The 19,370-nt window shown below is 65.7% G+C and carries 18 protein-coding genes; 14 read left to right on the top strand and 4 right to left on the bottom strand.

Annotation, left to right across the window (positions count from 1 at the left end):
* The first annotated feature begins 90 nt into the window (after positions 1-90).
* The 5 genes from CPH63_RS19580 (at position 91) to CPH63_RS19560 (ending at position 5,302) form a co-directional block, all read left to right on the top strand.
* Positions 91-1,149, top strand: a complete 1,059-nt coding sequence (locus tag CPH63_RS19580; protein ID WP_096304440.1) for an NAD(P)-dependent alcohol dehydrogenase — start codon at positions 91-93, stop codon at positions 1,147-1,149.
* 173 nt (positions 1,150-1,322) lie between these two features.
* Positions 1,323-2,408, top strand: a complete 1,086-nt coding sequence (locus CPH63_RS19575) for an alkene reductase (protein WP_096305299.1) — start codon at positions 1,323-1,325, stop codon at positions 2,406-2,408.
* Between the two features lie 63 nt (positions 2,409-2,471).
* Positions 2,472-3,521, top strand: a complete 1,050-nt coding sequence (locus CPH63_RS19570) for a prenyltransferase (protein WP_157749665.1) — start codon at positions 2,472-2,474, stop codon at positions 3,519-3,521.
* Positions 3,522-3,575: 54 nt separating this feature from the next.
* On the top strand, positions 3,576-4,409 hold the full coding sequence (locus CPH63_RS19565; protein ID WP_096304438.1) for an aldo/keto reductase: 834 nt from the start codon (positions 3,576-3,578) through the stop codon (positions 4,407-4,409).
* Between the two features lie 485 nt (positions 4,410-4,894).
* Complete coding sequence (locus tag CPH63_RS19560; RefSeq protein ID WP_096305298.1) at positions 4,895-5,302, top strand: NAD(P)H-dependent oxidoreductase; 408 nt, start codon at positions 4,895-4,897, stop codon at positions 5,300-5,302.
* Here CPH63_RS19560 and CPH63_RS19555 read toward each other — a convergent pair.
* Positions 5,299-6,783 (bottom strand): HNH endonuclease signature motif containing protein, encoded by a 1,485-nt coding sequence (locus CPH63_RS19555; protein ID WP_096304437.1) that lies wholly within the window; start codon positions 6,781-6,783, stop codon positions 5,299-5,301. The two genes, CPH63_RS19560 and CPH63_RS19555, sit on opposite strands and share 4 nt — an antisense overlap.
* 293 nt (positions 6,784-7,076) lie before the next feature.
* Between CPH63_RS19555 and CPH63_RS19550 the strand changes: the two genes are divergently transcribed.
* The gene (locus tag CPH63_RS19550; protein ID WP_096304436.1) at positions 7,077-7,553 is read left to right on the top strand and encodes a DUF4262 domain-containing protein; all 477 of its coding nucleotides are present in this window, start codon (positions 7,077-7,079) and stop codon (positions 7,551-7,553) included.
* Positions 7,554-7,601: 48 nt separating this feature from the next.
* Here CPH63_RS19550 and CPH63_RS19545 read toward each other — a convergent pair whose 3' ends face one another.
* The 3 genes from CPH63_RS19545 to CPH63_RS19535 form a co-directional block, all read right to left on the bottom strand.
* Positions 7,602-8,363 carry a transglycosylase family protein gene (locus tag CPH63_RS19545; RefSeq protein WP_197704454.1) on the bottom strand — a complete coding sequence of 254 codons (762 nt, stop codon included), beginning with the start codon at positions 8,361-8,363 and terminating at the stop codon, positions 7,602-7,604.
* Between the two features lie 262 nt (positions 8,364-8,625).
* Entirely contained in the window at positions 8,626-10,383 is a 1,758-nt protein-coding gene (locus tag CPH63_RS19540) for a DNA polymerase Y family protein (RefSeq protein ID WP_371365038.1), read from the bottom strand.
* A gap of 16 nt (positions 10,384-10,399) precedes the next feature.
* The gene (locus CPH63_RS19535) at positions 10,400-11,137 is read right to left on the bottom strand and encodes a hypothetical protein (RefSeq protein ID WP_096304434.1); all 738 of its coding nucleotides are present in this window, start codon (positions 11,135-11,137) and stop codon (positions 10,400-10,402) included.
* Between the two features lie 181 nt (positions 11,138-11,318).
* Between CPH63_RS19535 and CPH63_RS19530 the strand changes: the two genes are divergently transcribed.
* The 8 genes from CPH63_RS19530 (at position 11,319) to rpmA (ending at position 19,243) form a co-directional block, all read left to right on the top strand.
* Positions 11,319-11,807 (top strand): DUF2510 domain-containing protein, encoded by a 489-nt coding sequence (locus tag CPH63_RS19530; protein WP_096304433.1) that lies wholly within the window; start codon positions 11,319-11,321, stop codon positions 11,805-11,807.
* A 169-nt stretch (positions 11,808-11,976) separates the two neighbouring features.
* Entirely contained in the window at positions 11,977-12,741 is a 765-nt protein-coding gene (locus CPH63_RS19525) for a TIGR03936 family radical SAM-associated protein (RefSeq protein WP_096304432.1), read from the top strand.
* A gap of 162 nt (positions 12,742-12,903) precedes the next feature.
* The gene (locus CPH63_RS19520; protein WP_096304431.1) at positions 12,904-16,101 is read left to right on the top strand and encodes a ribonuclease E/G; all 3,198 of its coding nucleotides are present in this window, start codon (positions 12,904-12,906) and stop codon (positions 16,099-16,101) included.
* A gap of 316 nt (positions 16,102-16,417) precedes the next feature.
* Complete coding sequence (locus CPH63_RS22465) at positions 16,418-17,026, top strand: DUF6318 family protein (protein WP_157749664.1); 609 nt, start codon at positions 16,418-16,420, stop codon at positions 17,024-17,026.
* A 460-nt stretch (positions 17,027-17,486) separates the two neighbouring features.
* The gene (locus CPH63_RS19510; protein WP_157749663.1) at positions 17,487-18,014 is read left to right on the top strand and encodes a hypothetical protein; all 528 of its coding nucleotides are present in this window, start codon (positions 17,487-17,489) and stop codon (positions 18,012-18,014) included.
* On the top strand, positions 18,011-18,448 hold the full coding sequence (locus tag CPH63_RS19505; protein WP_096304428.1) for a Tad domain-containing protein: 438 nt from the start codon (positions 18,011-18,013) through the stop codon (positions 18,446-18,448). Before CPH63_RS19510 ends, CPH63_RS19505 begins: the two co-directional genes overlap by 4 nt.
* A gap of 200 nt (positions 18,449-18,648) precedes the next feature.
* Complete coding sequence (gene rplU / locus CPH63_RS19500; RefSeq protein WP_096304427.1) at positions 18,649-18,972, top strand: 50S ribosomal protein L21; 324 nt, start codon at positions 18,649-18,651, stop codon at positions 18,970-18,972.
* Positions 18,973-18,976: 4 nt separating this feature from the next.
* Positions 18,977-19,243, top strand: a complete 267-nt coding sequence (gene rpmA, locus CPH63_RS19495; protein ID WP_091355519.1) for a 50S ribosomal protein L27 — start codon at positions 18,977-18,979, stop codon at positions 19,241-19,243.
* Positions 19,244-19,370 lie beyond the last annotated feature (127 nt).

Raw genomic sequence — 19,370 nt, 5'->3', positions numbered from 1 at the left:
CAGGGGCCGGCGTACGGCCGGTGCCAGCTGTCTAGGGTAGGGAAGTAGCGACGCCGCACCGGCCCCGCGTGCATAGAGACGAGACTTCTGATGCCATCGAATGCGATCTCAACCTGGGCCCTCGCGGTCCCCGCCGTCGGTGAAGCGGCCCGCCCCACCAGCATCGACCGCCGAGCCGTCGGGCCGCACGACGTGGCGATCGACATCAAGTTTGTGGGTATCTGCCACACCGACATCCACCAGGTCAACGGTGACTGGGGCCGCGGCACCTTCCCTATGGTCCCCGGCCACGAGATCGCCGGCGTCGTGTCGGCCGTCGGTGCGCAGGTGACCAAGTTCGCCGTCGGGGATCGGGTCGGGGTGGGGTGCTTCGTCGACTCCTGCGCCGAGTGCGAGTACTGCCTGGCCGGGGAGGAGCAGTTCTGCGTCAAGGGCGTCGTCTCCACCTACAACTCCCGCGGGTATGACGGCGAGCCGACCTATGGCGGATACAGCCAGGCCATCGTCGTCACCGATCGCTTCGTGGTCCGTATCCCGGATTCACTCCCCCTGGACGCGGCGGCCCCGCTGCTCTGCGCCGGCATCACCGTCTTCAGTCCGTTGAAGCGCTACGACGCGGCGACGAAGAAGGTCGCGATCGTCGGTATGGGTGGGCTAGGGCATGTAGCCATCAAGATCGCCCATGCGATGGGGGCCGACGTGACCGTCCTCTCCCAGACGCTCGCCAAGCAGGCGGACGGGCTGGCCTACGGTGCGGGCGCGTACTACGCGACCAGTGATCCGGCCACCTTCAAGCAGCTCTCAAAGCAGTTCGACGTCATCCTCAACACCGTCTCGGTGAACCTGGACGTGAACAATTACCTGCGGCTACTGCGCATCGGCGGCGCGATCGTCAACCTCGGCATCCCCGCCAAGCCCGACACCTTCAGCGCCGGGCTGGTGGTCGGCTCCCGGCGCAGTATCACCGGCTCGAACGTCGGCGGTATCGCCGAGACCCAGGAGATGTTGGACTTCTGCGCCGAGCACGGCATCACGGCTGACATCGAACTCATCGATGCCACTCAGGTCTCGGAGGCCTATGAGCGGATTCTGGCCAGCCAGGTGCGTTATCGCTTCGTCATCGACGTCGCGACGATCCCCGCCTCGTAACCTGAGCGGCCAACTATCTAACGGGATCGTGGCGAAGCTCTCGAAATTGCCCGGATCGGAATCTGATCGGCGTCGCGGCGGGTTGCCTCCTGTGAGCTGTCCACTGCGGCAGCCGCAGCTATCGATGACTGATCGATGGCAACCTGACCGACGATGACGCGAGGAACGTGACGATGCCAGACCTTTTCGAACCAGTGAACGTGGGGAAGCTGAACCTGGCCAACCGGGTTGTGATGGCCCCGCTGACCCGAAACCGCGCCGGCTCCGGACAGGTTCCGCGAGACATCGCCGCGACCTATTACGGGCAGCGCGCGGGCGCCGGACTCATCATCACCGAGGGAACGCAGCCCAGCGCCGTCGGCCAGGGCTACCTGAACACGCCCGGCATCCACACCCCGGCTCAGATCGAGGGTTGGCGCAACGTCGCGGACGCGGTGCACGCGGCCGGCGGCCAGATCGTCGTCCAGCTGATGCACGCCGGACGTATCGCCCACCCGGAGAACAAGAACGGCCTGGAGTCGGTCGCGCCGAGCGCAATCCCGCTCGAAGGCGAGATCGTCACCGCCACCGGTCCTCAGCCGCACGTGGTTCCCCGCGCGCTCGAGACCGAGGAGATCGCCGATGTGGTCGCCGAGTTCGTCCACGCAGCCCGCTCGGCCATCGAAGCCGGCCTGGACGGTGTGGAGATCCACGCCGCCAACGGCTATCTCGTCCATCAGTTCCTCGCCCCGTCGGCCAACCAGCGCAGCGACGCCTTCGGTGGCTCGCCGCAGGCCCGAGCTCAGTTTGCGATCGCGGTGACCACGGCGGTGGCGGAGGCGATCGGGCCGGAGCGGGTCGGTATCCGCATCTCGCCGTCGCACAACGTCCAGGGGGCCATCGAGACGGATCCGGTTGAGACGGCCGAGACGTACACGACCCTCGTCGAGGCGATCGCGCCGCTCGGACTGGCCTACCTGCACATCCTGGCCGACCCGAGCAGCGAGCTGGTGCGCAGCCTGCGTGCCAAGTTCGACGGCGCGGTTATCGTCAACGACGGGTTCGGGTCGGTGACCGATCTGGCCACGGCGCAGCGCTTCATCGACGAAGACCTCGGCGATCTGGTCGCGGTCGGACGCAATTTCATCTCCAACCCGGATCTGGTGCAGCGCTGGAAGCAGGGTGCGCCGCTGAACAAGCCGGATCAGTCCACCTTCTACGGTGGCGACGCCGCTGGCTACACCGATTACCCATTCCTGGAGTCTTCGCCCACGGCTTGACCCACTCTCGCGTTCCGCACCGCACAGCGACGTACGGTGTAACTGGAGAGAGAGGATCGAAACGTGTCTGGAGCAACGCCGGCACTTGGTAACCGTCCATCCCGGGGTCCCTTCGCCTGGGCCAAGGCCTTCACCGGGTTTTATCCGGCGCAGGCCAGCGAGCTGGAGGGGCTGGATCCGGTAACCCGGTTCCTGTACGCCGCACGCAGCGTGATTCTGGTGATCTCCGCCCAGGCGGCGGCGATCGCCGGGTTGCTGGCCGCGACCGACCGTCGTTTCCAGGTCGTGCCGTTCATCCTGGTCTTCGTCGGGTACGTGGTGCTGCACGGCATCAGCAATCTCTCCAACGACTACTTCGGTTACCGCCGGGGACACGACACCGAGGATTCGCCGCGACGCCGCTACACGCTTCACCCCATCTCCAGCGGCGCCTTCACGATGCGGTTCCTGGCCACCGGGCTGATCCTGCTGGCCGCGGTGGCGGTGGCGATCGGTGTGTACTTTGTTGCGCTGCGCGGGGTGGCGGCGCTGGTGCTGGCGCTGGTCGGCGGGTTGCTGCTCTATGCCTACGACGCCGCTCCGCGAGCGTTGAAGGAACTCGGACTGGGCGAGGTGGCCGCGTTCGTCGTCTGGGGTCCGCTGATGATCGGCGGGGGTTACTTCGTCATCACCGGTCACTGGTCGGGTGATGCGTTCCTGGCCAGCATCCCCTATGGACTCGGTGTCGCCTCCATCCTGATCGGCAAGCACATCGACCAGCGGGCCTTCGACACCTCCCAGGATCAGCGCACGCTGCCGGTGTTGCTGGGGGAGCGGGGTGCCCGGCGGCTCAACGAATCGGTCGTTGTGCTGATGTACGTCTTCACCGCGGTGGCGATCCTGCTCGGAGCGCTGAGCCCGTTCCTGGCCGTTGTTTTGGTGGCGGCCCCGCGGGCGCTGCGCGCACTCTCGGTGATGTCTCGACCGGCACCGGCCCAGGCGCCGGAGGGCTACGTCGGCTGGCCGCTCTGGTACCACCGGGTGTGTCTGGTGCACAACCGAGCCTTCGGCTGGCTGTTCATCATCGGGTTGGCCGTGGGCGCATTCTGGCCCTCACTGCGCATCGGCAGCTGACGTATCGCCCCTGGCTTTCGTAGTCCACAATTCCCCTTATCAACTAGGAGAAACATGTCTGTCCCCAATGTAACGCTCAACAATGGTGTCGAGATCCCCCAGCTGGGATTCGGTGTGTACCAGGTGAAGCCCACTGAGACCGTCGAGGCTGTCACGGCCGCCTTCAAGGTCGGCTACCGGCACATCGACACAGCGCAGATGTACGGGAACGAGAAGGAGGTCGGGCAGGCGCTGGCGCAGTCGGATCTTGAGCCGGCTGACGTCTTCATCACCAGCAAGCTGAACAACGGTTTCCACGGCTTTGACAGCGCGCTGAAGGCCTTCGACCGGACGCTGGCCGACCTGCAGCTGGAGAAGATTGACCTCTTCCTGATTCACTGGCCGTTGCCGAAGGTCGGGAACTTCGTCGAGACCTGGAAGGCATTGGAGCGTATCTACTCCGAGGGTCGCGCCCGCGCGATCGGCGTCTCGAACTTCCATCCGCATCACCTTCGTCGGCTGCACGAAGAGACCGAGATAACCCCGGCCGTGAATCAGATCGAGGTGCATCCCTACCTGACTCAGCAGGAACTGCTCGCGTTCGACGCTGAACACGGTATCGCTACCGAGGCGTGGTCGCCGATCGCGCAGGGTCTGGTGTTGAATGACCCGACGATCACCGCCATCGCCCGCGATCACGGTAAGTCGCCGGCCCAGGTGGTGCTGCGCTGGCACATCGAATTGGGCAGCATCGTCTTCCCGAAGTCGGTCACGCCCGCTCGTATTCAGGAGAACTTCGAGATCTTCGACTTCGAGCTGACTCCGGCCGAGGTCGGTCTCATCTCGGCGCTGAACAAGGATGAGCGCACTGGCCCGAACCCGGACGAGTTCAACTGGATCCCCAACTAAAGGCGCTAGCGTTAGCGCTCGTCTCGGTGCCCCGCTGCTCCGCGGCTGTCCCTAAGAGTGGTTGGTCGGCGGTGGTTACTCGGTTGTGGTTACTCGGTGGTGGTTAGTCGGCCGCGTCGCCGTCACCAGCGCAGTTCGGTCCTGGTCGGGTTTGATGCGTAACTGGACTTGACCGGCCTGGAGCGTGGGTTGAAGTCGCCGACGACGAAGTCCTGAGACCGTGCTGCAGGAGACTGCCGCCAGGAGAAGGGCCACCGCAGTTGCGGTACTGACGCATCCCTTTACCGGCTAGCTGACGCTGCGGATGCGTCATGAAGTTCGGACGGATGTCACGAAGATCGGACGGATGTCATGATCGATAACCCCCAGGTTAAGTCGAAGGCTAGGTCATCGGCATCGACGCTGGCAACGCGCCTGGCGTGAGCTAATTTGGCCCTGTGCCCAATCCACTGCTGCTCGTCGTTCATCACACCACCTCACCCGCAATGGCCGGGATGCTCGAATCGGTGCTCAGCGGTACCGCAGCGGAGGGGATCGAAGGTGTCGACGTAGCGGTTCGGGCCGCGCTGGCGGCAACGGCGGTCGACGTGCTTGCGGCAGATGCGTTTCTGCTCGGAACACCCGCAAATATCGGCTATATGTCTGGCGCGCTGAAACATTTCTTCGATCAGATCTACTATCCGACCCTGGCCGAGAAGGTGGGCGCGCCGTACGGATGCTTCATTCATGGCAATAACGACACCGCCGGCGCCCTGCGTGGGGTGCAGGCAATCGCGAAGGGCCTCGGCTGGAGAGAGGTTCACGAGCCGGTGCTGACGGTCGGCGCGCCATCCAAGGCCGACCTGGACGCCTGCTGGGACTTGGGCGCGACTGTCGCGGCCAGCCTCCTTTAGGGGCTGGATCCCTGTTGCGGTGGGGGGCCGTCGCCGCCGAGGTCGCAGTCGCGATCCGCGCGGATCGGCGCAGCATCGATCGGTATGGGGGGTGGGTGGTGTTGGGTGTTTCGGGTGGGTTGTTGGGTCGGGTCGATCCAGGGTGGTGGGATCCAGTAGGGGATGCCGTTGGTCATGGTGAGGGTCCAGCCGAGTTGCTCGAAGGTGCGGTGGTGATGCCCGCAGAGCAGGGCCATCGTGTGAATTGAGGTCTTCCCGCCGCGGTGCCAGGGGATCTGGTGGTGGACCTGGGTCCACTGGACCGGGATGGTGCAGCCGGGGAAACAACACCCCTGGTCCCTGGCATACAACGCGAGCCGTTGAGCAGGAGATGCCAATCGTCGTTGCCGGCCGTGGCTGATGACCCCACCGGTCGGGTTGAGCAGCACCGACACGACGTCGGCTTCCTCAGCCACTGTCATGGCTTCCGGGATGCTGATGAGGTCGCCGTGGCTGGTGGTGGCGTACCCGGTCTGGGTGCGGAACTGCTCGTCGCTCATCGTGATCAACAACGTGGTCGGTACCCCACCGCTGGGTGGGAGCCCACCGTCGGCCAGCAGTCGGAGGGAGGAGTCCAGCAACGCGTCATGACGGCGTTGCGCCGGGGTCCGGGAGTCACGTTCCACCACCCCGTCACCGACACCGCCGCTGTCGCCGGCCGCGCCGCCCGTCGTGCCGGTCTGGCCGGCACCGGCATCGGTGTCGCTGGCCGGGGCGGGGGTCGCGGGGGTGGGTGCGCTGAGACAGTCGAGGACAGCTTCCAACGCAGCGCCGCAGGCCGGGGTCAGTGCCCCGGTCGGGATGACCATCCCATCCGGGCGCCGGGCCAACGTGAACCCCCGGTTCTGCTGCTGCCGGGTGTCAGACGGTTCGGTGCCGTCAGGGTCGAGATGGGCCACGATCCGGGTGGCGAGTTTCGCGAGGTCTCGGGGGGTGAACCAGCGGGCCTGGGCCACCAGCTCGGCCTGGACCCGGGCCCCGTGGGCGAAGTCCAGGTCCTCGCTCAACCCGTCCAGCGTGGTGGTGATGACCTTCGCATGCCCGGCCGAGATCACCCCCGTCTTCTGCGCGGCCGCGGTCTCACCGAACACCGGTTCCAGTTGTTCCCCGGTCAGACCGGTCCGCGGACCGAGGTCCTGCGCCGCTCTGACCCGGGCCTTCGCCTCCCCTGGATCGACCCGCAACACCCCCACCAACAACGCCTGCGGGGACGCGAACCCGAACTCACCGGCCACCCCTCGTCCCATCACCGCCGACAGCAGCAGATGCTCCACCGCGACCTCCCGGCGGCGGTGCGTCTCCCAGCCCTGCACCAGTTCCAGCAGCTCGGTGGAGGTCAGCGACGGCAACGGGGCGTCGAGCAGGGTGTCGACCGCCGCCGTGACCGCCTCCAACAGGGCAGCCACTTTCGGTGATGCGTCGACTTCAGGCCCTCCAACCATGCCCCCGACACTACTCGAACACGTGAGCGATGACAACCCGAATCATCAACAAAAATAAGGTGATTCGCACAATCAAAGAAGGCTGGAGTGGTCCCGCCGCGAACCTACAACATCCCACCGACAATTCACCCGGCCTATCCACAGCGAAGGAGCTTCGCCCAGCGTTATCCACAGCGGCGGGCTGACGCGACTCGCCAACCCCGTTCTTGTCAGACCATCGCTCTACGTTCAGTTGGTCGGAGCGGGAGGCGCATCCGATTGCCGTAACAGACTTTAAAAACAAGGGAGTTGAGATGTGCACGATGTGCGAGGGTGCCGACGCGAACACGGCGATGCTGGGGTTGCTGTCGAAGATCGACGCGACCGGCTGGGCGCTCGTCGGTGTAACCGAAAGTCCGGGCGACCCCGGACCGCCGTTTGCCTACACCGTTGGGTTGACGACGTTCGGGCATCCGGAGCTGGCGATCTATGGCCTGTCGACCGAGGTTTCCAGTCGGATTCTTAACGCGATCGGAGACGGGATCGTCGCCGGATGTCCGATTGCCGCCGGTAGTCGACTGACAGGCTTGGTTGATAAGGCAGATGTCATCTTCGAGGTGATACAGATGACCGACACGATGGACCTGATCTATGTTCGCGAGATCTATGGAGCGTGCGAGGAGGCGCTTCAGATCGTCTGGCCGGATGCGCGCGGCCGGTTACCCTGGCAAGAGAATTGCGCGCAGAAACCTGGACGTCAACCTCTATATGGGCCGGCACCGGTCCGATAGAGGAACAACCCTGGGCGCTCGACTACTCGGCAAGTGAGGGGGGAGGGGCTAGTACTTGCCGTTCCAGGCGAGCGCCCAGGTGTTGGGTCCGATGATGCCAGTGACGGGTAGCCCATTTCGTGCCTGCAGTCGCTTGGCGGCAGCAACAGTCTTGGGTCCGAACTGGCCGGTTCCAACGAGCGGTGCACCCCGCTTGCCCATCTGAACCTGCCAGGCCGCGATCACGGAGTTGTAGTCACCGATGTTGTAGTTGCGAGTTCCTCGCCAAGCCGGCGCCTTGCTCTTGGCCGGAATCGCGACGCTGCCGTCGCTGGCTACGGTGATGTCGCTGGTGCGTCCGCTCCGGGCATCTGAGTCATTGGTAAGTCCAATGATGCGGGCGCACTGCCATGGCTGCCAGCCGCGCTTGCGGTAGAGCATCAGGGCACGCTTGTCCTGCTCGGCCGGCGAGGCGAGGTTGGGGTAGCCGTTCCCGCCCACGCTGCGCCAGGTCGAGAGATCGAACTGGTATGCGCCGTAGTGGCTGTTGCCGGTGTTGATGTCATATCGATTGCTCGACTCGCACATGCGCAACCGGTACCAAGCATTTGCCGACGGGTCAGCCGAGGCGGATGTGAGTGGAACCAGTGCGATTGAAGCAGTCGCGAGCGCCACGATCGCGGCAATGCGGCGCGGGCGTCGCCAGCGCTTCACGGCGGGGACGGGCTCGCCAGCCTCTTCGATGAGCAACTGCTGCTCAAGAGAGTCCTCGTCTTCGTTGGTGCGTCCGAAGAACGACAGGCTGCTGGTGGGGCCAAGTAGCTGCGACAAAACTGTGCCTCTTTGGTCTGAGGGGATCGACGTCTGTACCGATCGACCGCCCCAAACGTAAATCAAGTCCCACTAGACCACAAGTGCATCACAGAACTCACAAGTATCTAACTGCCCCATACGTAACTCGCGACGACACGCCGAAGGAGATTAAAATGCATATCCGATTCGATCCCGTGCGAGTCCTCGGACCGCTCCTTCCGGCTATCACGCGATTGTTCTGGCTGTCACCGATTGTTCTGGCGAATCACGATCGTTCTGGCTAGTCATAGGTGGCGTGCAAGCTCCAGCGTGCCGTGAACTCCTCGCCACCTCCGGCTTCGATCCGATCTGAACTACGGCCGCCGCCGGGTCTCGCGCCATCGTTGGTGCTACTGACGCCACCAGTGGTGCCCGCACCGCGAACGCCGTCGGAGCCACTCCGGGGAGCAGCGTCGAGACCATTGCTGGGCCGAGTGCTGAGCATTTCGCAGCCAACCAGGTAGGCCCGCCCGTGCACGTCGACCAGTTGGAATCGGGCCAGCTGACGACCCGATTCATTGCTCCACCAGCGCTCATCCACCGGCCAGGGCCCGGCCCACGAGGTCACCGCAACAGTCCTCTTCTCTATGACCAAATGCGCCGGAGGACTGGGGACGGTGCCGCGTGGAGTGATCGTGACTGGGCGCCCGGTGACGTCAAGGACCTGCGCCGGACGTGGCGGGTCGAAGAGAACAGAGGGAGCGGGAGCCGGAAGGTGCCCGGGCCAGGGCTGCTCCGGGGAACGTAGTGGCGTGGGTTCATCGCCCCAAGCAGTCATCCCGGTGCGCTGCAGGGGATCTCGCCCGCCTTGGACCACGGCGGTGAGTACGGACCCATGCCCCAGCAGTGTCTGCACTCGGGCCAGCGCGCGGTGCGCTCGCTCGTCGTTTGCTCCTGAGCCTCCCCAGAGCGCTTGCTGATGAGCGCCAGTGGGAACCGTCTCGAGCGGGACGAGGCAGAGGCGGGTCACACCGCCGGAGTTCGGGCCATGCGTGCTCATCCAGCCTTCGAGCTGCCAACGTATCCGGTCCAGTACGTCTATTGAGCTCAATACACCGGCGTGACGCCACCGGCGAACCGCCTCGGTGCCGTTCTCGGTCAACACCTGCAGCTCGAAGCAGGTGCAGGCCAGCCCATTGTCGGCGAGGTCGGCAACGAACTTCTCGGTGCTGGCTCGGGCGCTGAAGGCCACCGTGTCGACCCGGTCCACGGCGGGCTCGAAGTCGAGGGTGACGGTGAACTCGGCTGGCGGCCGTCGTCCGGCCACCGGACGGTCGTCCCGGCCGCCGGCCTGGCGATGGGCCCAGGCGCCGTCTGACCCGAAGCGGGCCAGCACCTCCCGAGGCGGTAGTGCGGCGAAGGCACCGAGAGTGCGCAGGCCCAGCCGCAACAGAAGGTCGACCAAGGCGGATGTGCCGGATGGATCGAGAGTGCGTACCGACAATGGTGCGAGAAAATCAGCAGATTCTCCGGCTGGCACGATGAGCGCGCGGCGGGCGGCCTGTTCGGCGGCGAAGGATCCGTCGGCCACGCCCAGCAGTAGATTTGCACCGACACCAATGCCGGCGTTCGCCTGCTGCAGTTCAGCGACGGAGCGGGAGAGCACATGCAAAACTTGGGCCTCGCCGCCGAAGTAGCGCGTGGGACCACGGACGCCGATCGCCGCCAGGCCAGGACGGGTGACCTCGACACCGGGAGCCAGTGACTCCAGAGCCAGCACCACCGGCTCGAAGGCACGCGCCTCGGCGGCCTCGTTGCGGGTGAGCACAGTCAATTCTGGGCAGCGGGCCTGGGCTTCGCGCCGGCGCAACCCCCGGCGTACACCCGCCTCCCGAGCCGAGTGCGAACAGGCCACCACTCGGTTTGCGGTGAAGACGGCCGCTGGCACCTCCGTCGGATCGACCGCCAGTGTGGGCCGCCGGGCGTCGGCGGCCGCCAACTGAGCGGCGGTGACCGGCCAGTCGGGGCACCAGATGGCGATCATCCTGGTTGCAGAGATGACATCGACGGCCATCTCAACTGGCCTGAGCCGGTAGCGGGGCCGCGGTGACCCCGACGGGCAGCGGGAGAGGGGTCGGCGTGGAGGAACCAGCCTCGGCACCGCCGCCCCGAGCGGGTAGCCAAAGCGTTGTAGTACGAGGTTGAGCGGCCTGGCCCCGTCCCTGGACCGTGACCGCGAGCTGTCGCTGCCTCAACCGTCCGTACCCCTCGCCGATCCCGAGCCACTCGCTCCCCTCTGCGGTTAGTCGGAGATCAGCTCCGGGCCACTGTGAGCTGCCCGCCCCGGGCTGGCCGGCCGGGCGACTCGCAGTGGTGCCGAACGGGAGGAGGACGGCCTCTCGGGTGCGGACACGAGCACTGAGACGGCGGATATCGCCGTCGGCGACTCGATTCGGCACGCGAGTGGCCACCACGTCGACCGCATCCAGCAGCGCCCCGACCGCTGTGGTCCAGCCTTTTCCGGGGGAGGGCACGAACGCCAGACGGGAGAGTTCGATGCCGTATTCGCTGGCCGCTTCGGCGCTGATGTGCGGCATGCCGACCAGCGCACACCAGGCCCCGTCGGCCGAGGCCGCCCCCATCACGGCGAGGAGCAGGGAGACCGAACCGGTGATACTGACGGTGCTGCCGCGTCGGAGACCGTTCGGGAGCAGAGGGGCCAGAGCCGGAAGTACCGGTAACGGGGGAGCGGCGCGCGAGCCCAGATCGATGACGGTCTCGCCGTCTACTCTGCGAATCGCGACATCCAGCACCCCTCAATATTCGAATGCCTGTTCGACAATGTCAAGTTGACTTCGGCGCGTCGGGAAGGGCTGTCGGGGGGTGAGGGAACGCCCTCGACCGTGTGACCTAAATCGCCGCGACGTCGCTCCGGGTCGCCCGTACGATCGCGAGACTGCTTCGAGTGCGTCGAAGCAAAGGGAGGAAGAAATAGTGACGAACATAGTGCCCGGTTGGTACCCGGATCCGGCCGGAGCGCCGGCAGCGCGCTGGTGGGACGGCGGCAAGTGGAGTGACTCCACTCGTCCGTTGCAGGGCGCGCCCCATGTCCAGCAGTCGACCTACGGAGTCCAACCCACTTACGGTGGACAGCCGGTCTACGGCGAGCAGATCTTCTCTGAGCAGCCCGCCCAACCGCAGCAGAGCGGGTTCTACGCGCCGCCGGTCGCGACCTCCGCGCAGCAGAACTATGCACAGCAGAGCGCGACCGGACTGCTGCAGCGGAACAAGTTCACCGCCATCACGCTGGCAGTCTGCGCGGTCTATGCATTCCTCGCGGTCGAAGCGCACATCGCTGTACTCGGCGTGCTGCCGGTTCTGCTCACGGCTCGGGCTTTTCGAGCCCGGGAGCCGTTGGCGATCCTGGCCGCCGTGGCCGCCGCAGTAGCCGTCATCTTCGCCATCACCCAGTTCGCGCACTAGCGCGGCAAGTCGAGCGCGGCACCCGCGCCGTTGACCCCTCTGGAGGTATCGGTGTGGGTGCTGCGAGACTTGCCAAATGCCTTCGACCACCCGATCGGCCGACAACACCGCGCCGGTCACCGTGCGGCGCACCGCGAAGTTCAGCGAACTCTAGGGACAGGCTGACAATATGGCTCGTCGCGTCCCAGAGGGTCCGCCGCCACCGCCGATCGTGCAGCGAGTGCGATTGCGCTACGCCAAGCGAGGTCGGCTGCGGTTCACCTCGCATCGGGACTTCGCGCGAGCATTTGAACGTGCGCTCCGGCGGGGAAATGTCCCAATGGCCTACTCTGCCGGTTTCTCGCCGCATCCCAAGATCAGTTACCTCGGCGCCGCGCCGACCGGCGTGGCCAGTGAAGCGGAGTACCTGGAGATCGGTCTCTCCACCCGCATGGAGGTTGAGGAGGTCCGCACCCGCATCGACGAGGCGCTGCCGGACGGCCTGGACATCGTCGAGGCCGTCGAGTCCGCCGGTGGCTCACTGGCTGAGCAGATGCAGGCCTCGAGCTGGGAGATTCAACTCCCCGGGGTGACCCAGACGCAGGCCCGTGCGGCGGTGGAGGCGTTTCTGGCCGAGTCCGAGGTGCCCGTGGAGCGCCTCACAAAAGACGGTCGACGCACTATCGATGCTCGAGGAGCCGTGCTCGCTGCGACCGTGCATGGCGCGCCTGCGGAGCCGGACGACGAGAACCGTGCGATACTGGCACTGGTAGTACGACAGGAAACCCCTGCCGTGCGCCCCGATGATGTACTTGCCGCCTTGCGATCCGTCGCGGGTCTCGCCCTTGCTCTGCCGCCGTTGGCGGTTCGGCTGGCGCAGGGACCACTCGATGAATCAGGTGTGATCGGCGATCCGCTCGCCGCAGACCGAGCAGCGCGACAGTCAGATTCGTAGCTTTTTGATTTGAACGATCTACCCGCGAACCCACGGGAAGATCGCCCGCAGACTTTGCAGTCGGCCCAACTGGACCGGTTGCCAGAACCGCCTCCGTGCGGCCGCGAGTATTCGCTTGTGCGAGTGCCTGCGCCCGGGGGTGAGAAGGAGTGACACAAGTAAATGTCCGAACCAGAAAACCCCACAGAGTCGACCGCAAGCGCTTCAGACTCGTTGGAGACGACGGCCCCCGCACCGCGGAAGGCCCCCCGCAAGTCCACCCCGCGCAAGGCCGCCGCAACTTCGGCTGAGCCCACTGCTGAATCGTCCGGGGCTGAGGTGACTGCCCCGCCGGTCAAGAAGGCCCGCAAGAGCTCACCGAAGAAGGCCGCCCAGCCCGAGCTTGTCGAGTCGGCTCCTGCTGACACCGGCAGCGCCGAGTCGGCATCCGACGCCCCGACCGCCCCGACCGCGCCGGTGAAGACGCCGCGCCGCCGGACGTCCAAGAAGGCACCCGAGGCCGAGACTTCGGCTGATGTCTCCAGCGCCGTCGATGTCACTCCGGACGCCCCAGCCGACGCTGCACCGGCCGCACCCGCCGCAGCTACTCGGCCGCCTCGCCGCCGGTCATCCAGGGCGGCTGGCGCCTCGACCTCCACTGAAGCTTCAGACACTGATGCCGCAGACAGTCTGCCGCCAGCCGTCGCCGCACCGGCCTTCGTAGCTCCGTCGGTGCTCTTCGTGCCGCCGTCCGAGGCGATCGCTCCGGCCCCCCGCACCCGTCGCCGCAGCAGTTCCGCCGCTACCTCCCCGGCGGCCGAGCACCCGATTCCGCCCACCGACGTCGACGAGGAACTCTCCGAAGAGGAACTCATCGAGGCGCTTGACGCCGCCGGTGGCCTCGAAGCCGTCGAGGTCCTCGACGCCGAAGAGGCCCGCGAGGTCGCGGCTGAAGAGGCGACCGGAGCCCGTCGCCGTCGCCGTCGTGGACGTCGTGGCCGTGGCGGACGCAATGGGGCCGAGGCCGGTGCCGAGGGCAGTAGCGATGACAACAGTGTCGAGGGCACGGACGGTGACGCCGATGTGACGTCGCAGAGCGACGCCCCCTCCGAGGCGACCGATTCAACTGGGGGCGACGAGCAGAGTGACGAGGGCGGCGGCAGCACGTCGTCGCGTCGCCGTCGCCGTCGCCGCCGTTCGGCCGATGGCTCCAATGACTCGGCGGAGGCCAGCGACACCGACGACCCGCCGAACACAGTGGTGCACGTCCGCAACACCCGTGGCGGTGGCAACAACAACGCCTCCGACGACGATGGCGTGCGGGGCGTCAAGGGTTCGACGCGGCTAGAGGCCAAGCGGCAGCGCCGTCGTGACGGCCGGGACACCAGTCGTCGTCGGCCGCCGATCCTGACCGAATCCGAATTCCTGGCTCGCCGTGAGTCGGTGGACCGGGTGATGGCCGTGCGTGAACTCGGCGACCGTACTCAGATCGCCGTCCTCGAAGACAACATCCTGGTCGAGCACTACGTCACTCGCGCCTCCAGCACCGCTTACGCCGGCAACGTGTATCTCGGTCGCGTGCAGAACGTGCTGCCAAGCATGGAGGCCGCATTCATCGACATCGGCAAGACGCGCAATGGCGTGCTCTACGCCGGCGAGGTCAACTGGGACGCGGCCGGAATCGACGGCAAGTCCCGGGCGATCGAGAATGCGCTGAGCTCCGGTGACACGGTGCTCGTGCAGGTCACCAAGGATCCGGTCGGCCAGAAGGGCGCTCGCCTGACGAGCCAGATCTCGCTGCCGGGCCGCTTCCTGGTCTACGTGCCGAATGGTGCGATGACCGGCATCAGCCGCAAACTTCCCGACGTCGAGCGCACTCGCCTGAAGTCGATCCTGAAGAAGATCGTCCCCGAGGATGCCGGCGTCATCGTCCGCACCGCCGCCGAAGGGGCAAGTGAAGCCGACCTCACCCACGATGTCGAACGTCTGAAGGCGCAGTGGGAGGCGATTCAGGCGAAGGCCGCCTCACCAAAGTCGGCCCCGACTCTGCTCTACGGTGAGCCCGATCTGGCGATCCGGGTCGTGCGAGACGTCTTCAACGAGGACTTCAACCGTCTCGTGGTGCAGGGTGACCGCGCCTGGTCGGAGATCTCGGGCTACGTCAACGACGTCGCTCCGGATCTCGCCGAGCGGGCCAGCAAGTACGTGGGAACCGGTGATCTCTTCGGAGACCTGCGGGTTGACGAGCAGTTGACGAAGGCACTCGACCGCAAGGTGTACCTGCCGTCTGGTGGCTCGCTGGTCATCGACCGTACCGAGGCCATGACAGTCGTCGACGTCAACACCGGCAAGTTCGTCGGGGCCGGCGGAAACCTCGAGCAGACGGTCACCCGCAACAACCTTGAAGCGGCCGAGGAGATCGTGCGCCAGTTGCGCCTGCGTGACGTCGGCGGCATCGTGGTCATCGACTTCATCGACATGGTGTTGGAGAGCAACCGCGATCTGGTGTTGCGACGCCTGACCGAATGCCTCGGTCGTGACCGGACGAAGCATCAGGTCGCCGAAGTCACCTCGCTTGGGTTGGTTCAGATGACCCGCAAGCGGGTTGGCGAGGGCCTGCTCGAAGCGTTCAGCGAGCCCTGCGAGCACTGCAAGGGACGCGGTGTGATCGTGCACAGCGAGCCGGTCGGTATCTCCTCGGCCGCGGTCGAGGCCGTCGACGAGGGTGGATCGAAGCGCAAGAGCCGCCGTAGCCGAGGCAAGGGTGCCGCCGCCGCCGAGTCGATCGAGCTGCCCGAGCCGATGACCGAGGAGCAGCGCCGCGCCGCCGCGACCGCAATGGCCGCGATGGCCGGTGTGCTCAACGCCGGTGGAACTGCCGATCACGGACACGATCACGCTGAATCCGCTGATGATTTCGATGATTCGCTCGAGATTGAGCCGATCTCGGCCCAGATCGGCTCATCCGATGAGTCGACGCTGGCCGACGAGATCCTCGATGGTGGCGACGCGGTCTCCTACGAGGCGTCGTTAGACGTCGACGCGGCCGCGGCCGAAGACATCGAGCCAGTGGGAAGCGACTCAGCCGCGAATGGCTACGAGCACGAACTGAACGGCCACGGCGTCAACGGTGGTTCCGACTCCGGCCCAACCGGCTCCAGCTTCAATGTGGCCGTCGATTGGGTCAGTGATTCGACGGCTGATCTTGGCACGACCGTCGCTCTGGAACACCTCAGTGGTTCGGCGAGTGAGTCGACCGACTCCGAGTCAGCCGCTGCCGTCGTCGAGCCGATCGTTGTGCCGGTGGCAGCGCCGGCCGGACGCCGCCCTCGTCGACGGGCTGCGAGCCGTCCGGCTGGACCGCCGACCTCATCTAGCTGATCTCTGCACGGCGCGCGCGTTTCGTAGTACTGCCCCAGCAACCGTCTCGGCTGCTGGGGCAGTCTCGTCTCGCCTGCGGGCTCGTCGTCGTGCCTGTTCGCCCGCACCAAGTCGTCGTCGGCCGCAGTGTGCCCGTTTCGTGGTGCCCGTTGGTGCCCGCTGGCGTCCGCTGACGTTCGCTTTTCACCCGGATTGATCGGTCTGGGCCGCTCCAAGCGGTGATTTCGGGAGATAAGCGGGCTCGCCGGAGAGACGTTATCCACAGTCTGGCGAAAGCTGATGCCGAGCTGATGCTGGTCATGAGAGGGTATCCGGCATGGGGAGGAAGGTCGCGTTCTTAGCGACGGCGCTGACGCTTGTATTGATGGGTGCCGGGTGCTCGAAGAAGAACTCGCCGGAACCGGTGAAGTCATCGCCCGCGCCGACTACGTCAGCGGCACCGACGGCGGCCGCGCTGCCGACCTTCCCGACCACCGGCCCGGACATCAAGCCAGGTGAAACCCCGCCAACCCTCGCCGCAGTAGGCCAGACAAACACCCCCGCTGGCGCGTTTGCCTTTGCCGACTTTTACGTGGCCGCTATTGACTGGGCTTCGAAGTCGATGAACTCAGCTGCCCTGAAGCAACTCTCACTGACTGCGTGCAAGACCTGCCAAGAGAACCTCATTGCCGAGATCGACCACGATGCTGCGCAGAACCGTCACTGGATGGGCTCGCACAGCCAAATCACCTTTCGGGTGCTGGACCAGAACGACGGAACTAACGGTGCCACCGAAGTCATCCGCGCCCACCTCAACATCGCTGACGAGTCACTTGTCTCATCGGCCGGGTCCGTCATTCGCACCGCAACCGGTGCTTCGGGCGTCTACCAGTTCTATCTCAAGTGGCAGGGCGGCCACTGGATGATGGCTGCGATTAGGCACTGAGATGATCCGGAGTTTGGGAATATGGCTGGTCGCCGCCGGCCTGGCGTGGTCGGGCCTTTCGTTTACAACAACGGCGCGCGCCGAACCGAAATGCACTCCGAACCCGAGCACTAGCGGCAGTTGGTTCGGAACGAGCGCAGATGACGGCGCGACCATTGGCGGGGCCGTAGCGTGCGCAGGCACCGCGGGGTCGCACGGCGGCGGCGGATCGCCTGGGAGCACCGTAACCCCGCCTCCGTTCGAGACTGTGACCGTACCTTGCAATGGCACGACGGCGGCATTGCCGGCTGGAGGGTCGGTCGCGACGACGACGACGCCAACGACGCTTACCGAACACGGCTGTGAACTTGCGAGTACCTGCGCTACCGCTGACGCCGCGAATCCGGAACGTGCGGTTGTGACCTACTCGCGCCCCACGAACCCCGCAAACTCTGAGTGGACATACGCCGGGATGCGCTGCGTGGCCGCCAACGCAGCAACTGCACCGGCGACCCCGCAGGTCACCGACGCGATGGTGCTGGCCAGCGTCACCAAATTCCTGCCCACCACACCGCTGGGTGTCACCCCGGCCGGCGGCACCACTCTCGTCAATATCCAGACCATCTTCTGGCTCGACACCCCAGCCGACCGCACCCTCGCCACCGTCACCCTGCTCGGCCATCAGGTCCGCATCACTATCCATCTCCACGGCGTCACCTGGAACTTCGGCGACGGCCACACCGCCACGACAACCACGCCCGGCCGCGAATACACCGCCAGCGACCGCTGCTCCACCCCGCAATGTCCCGGCTTCTTCGGACACATCTACACCGACACCAGCCGATCCGGACCCGCCACCGTCACCGCCACGGCAACCTGGACCGCCGCCTACTCCGTCGACAATGGCCCGACCAACACCATCACCACACCGATCACCGCCAAACCCACGACCACCAACATCACCGTCACCCAACAACGTGGCCAACTCATCCCCGAACCCACCCCGTGACGCGATCCGCGTGTCTCGGCGGCGATGACCGGGGATCGACCATCCCGTTGATCGTCGGCTTCTTCGTGCTGGCCCTGCTCGTGGTGGCCGGCTCCATCGCCGCCGGTGACGCGGCTATCGACCAGCAGGGCCTGCAGAGTCTCTGCGACTCCGCCTCACTAGCAGTCGTGCGTCCAGATCTGGCCGACCTGAGAGAGACCGGCAAACCGGATAAAGCGCTCAGTCAGAGCAGTACGGACACCGCCCTGGACGCCTACATCCGTCGTGATCCGGAGCGCCAGAGCGTCGACTTCCACATCACGATCGCGCCGGACCAGTCCAGCCTGATGCTGCACTGCTCCGAGGAGATTCCGGTGGCGATGGGGTGGCTCTTCGGACGATCCAGCGTCCGGCACAACGCCTACTCACCGGCCGACGCCCCAACGACCACCTGACGGTTACTCTGGAGGTGCCCAGCGTTGCCCGATGGTTGGCACTGTTTTGCATTGCCAGTGCCGGATAACGTACTCTGGACAACGGCCCTCGTGAGAGGGTCCTCATTTTGCGTGCGTCAGTCAGCGCGGCCGGTAAAATCGGCCGAGTGCGAGGCAGCGCCGCAGAACTTGCTCATAGACCCAAAGAATGGAAGTTCTCGATGTACGCGATCGTCAAGACCGGCGGCAAGCAGTACAAGGTCGCCGTCGGCGATGTCGTCCAGGTCGAGAAGCTCGACGCCTCTGCCGGCGAAGAGGTTGCCCTGCTGGCGACCCTGCTCGTCGATGGTGAGAGCGTCACTCACGAGGCCGACAAGCTCGCCAGCGTGGCCGTCACGGCTGAGGTTGTCGCCCAGGTCAAGGGCCCGAAGATCAAGATCCACAAGTACAAGAACAAGACCGGCTACCACAAGCGTATGGGCCACCGTCAGAAGCTGACCGAGCTCAAGGTCACCGGTATCGACGCATCCTCCGGAAAGAAGTAACGACATGGCACACAAAAAGGGCGCGTCCAGCTCGCGCAACGGTCGCGATTCAAACCCCCAGTACCTGGGCGTTAAGCGCTTCGGTGGCCAGACGGTCAACGCCGGCGAGATCCTCATCCGCCAGCGTGGCACCAAGTTCCACCCCGGTGACGGCGTTGGTCGCGGCAGCGATGACACGCTCTTCGCGCTCGTTGAGGGAAGCGTCCTCTTCGGTCGCCGTCGCGGCCGCAAGACGGTCAGCATCGTTCCGCCGGTCCTCGTCGAGGCCTGAGCGCATCAGCTGATCCACTACAAGCTCATGAGAAGCGGGCCCCGGGTAATCCCGGAGCCCGCTTCTCGCGTTTCACCCGAGAATTACTGCAGTTCATCAGTGCCGCAGTTCCCGCCGACAAGGTCGG

The organism is Jatrophihabitans sp. GAS493 (genome assembly GCF_900230215.1).
Taxonomy (GTDB): Bacteria; Actinomycetota; Actinomycetes; order Mycobacteriales; family Jatrophihabitantaceae; genus MT45.
This window is presented reverse-complemented; position numbering and strand designations above follow the sequence as displayed.

Bases quoted from the DNA above. Each gene is read 5' to 3' on its own strand.
- rplU (WP_096304427.1), top strand. From the start codon at position 18,649: ATGTACGCGATCGTCAAGACCGGCGGCAAGCAGTACAAGGTCGCCGTC.
- CPH63_RS19525 (WP_096304432.1), top strand. From the start codon at position 11,977: ATGGCTCGTCGCGTCCCAGAGGGTCCGCCGCCACCGCCGATCGTGCAG.
- CPH63_RS19575 (WP_096305299.1), top strand. From the start codon at position 1,323: ATGCCAGACCTTTTCGAACCAGTGAACGTGGGGAAGCTGAACCTGGCC.
- CPH63_RS19520 (WP_096304431.1), top strand. From the start codon at position 12,904: ATGTCCGAACCAGAAAACCCCACAGAGTCGACCGCAAGCGCTTCAGAC.
- rpmA (WP_091355519.1), top strand. From the start codon at position 18,977: ATGGCACACAAAAAGGGCGCGTCCAGCTCGCGCAACGGTCGCGATTCA.
- CPH63_RS19550 (WP_096304436.1), top strand. From the start codon at position 7,077: ATGTGCACGATGTGCGAGGGTGCCGACGCGAACACGGCGATGCTGGGG.
- CPH63_RS19555 (WP_096304437.1), bottom strand. From the start codon at position 6,783: ATGGTTGGAGGGCCTGAAGTCGACGCATCACCGAAAGTGGCTGCCCTG.
- CPH63_RS19560 (WP_096305298.1), top strand. From the start codon at position 4,895: ATGGCCGGGATGCTCGAATCGGTGCTCAGCGGTACCGCAGCGGAGGGG.
- CPH63_RS19580 (WP_096304440.1), top strand. From the start codon at position 91: ATGCCATCGAATGCGATCTCAACCTGGGCCCTCGCGGTCCCCGCCGTC.
- CPH63_RS22465 (WP_157749664.1), top strand. From the start codon at position 16,418: ATGGGGAGGAAGGTCGCGTTCTTAGCGACGGCGCTGACGCTTGTATTG.
- CPH63_RS19565 (WP_096304438.1), top strand. From the start codon at position 3,576: ATGTCTGTCCCCAATGTAACGCTCAACAATGGTGTCGAGATCCCCCAG.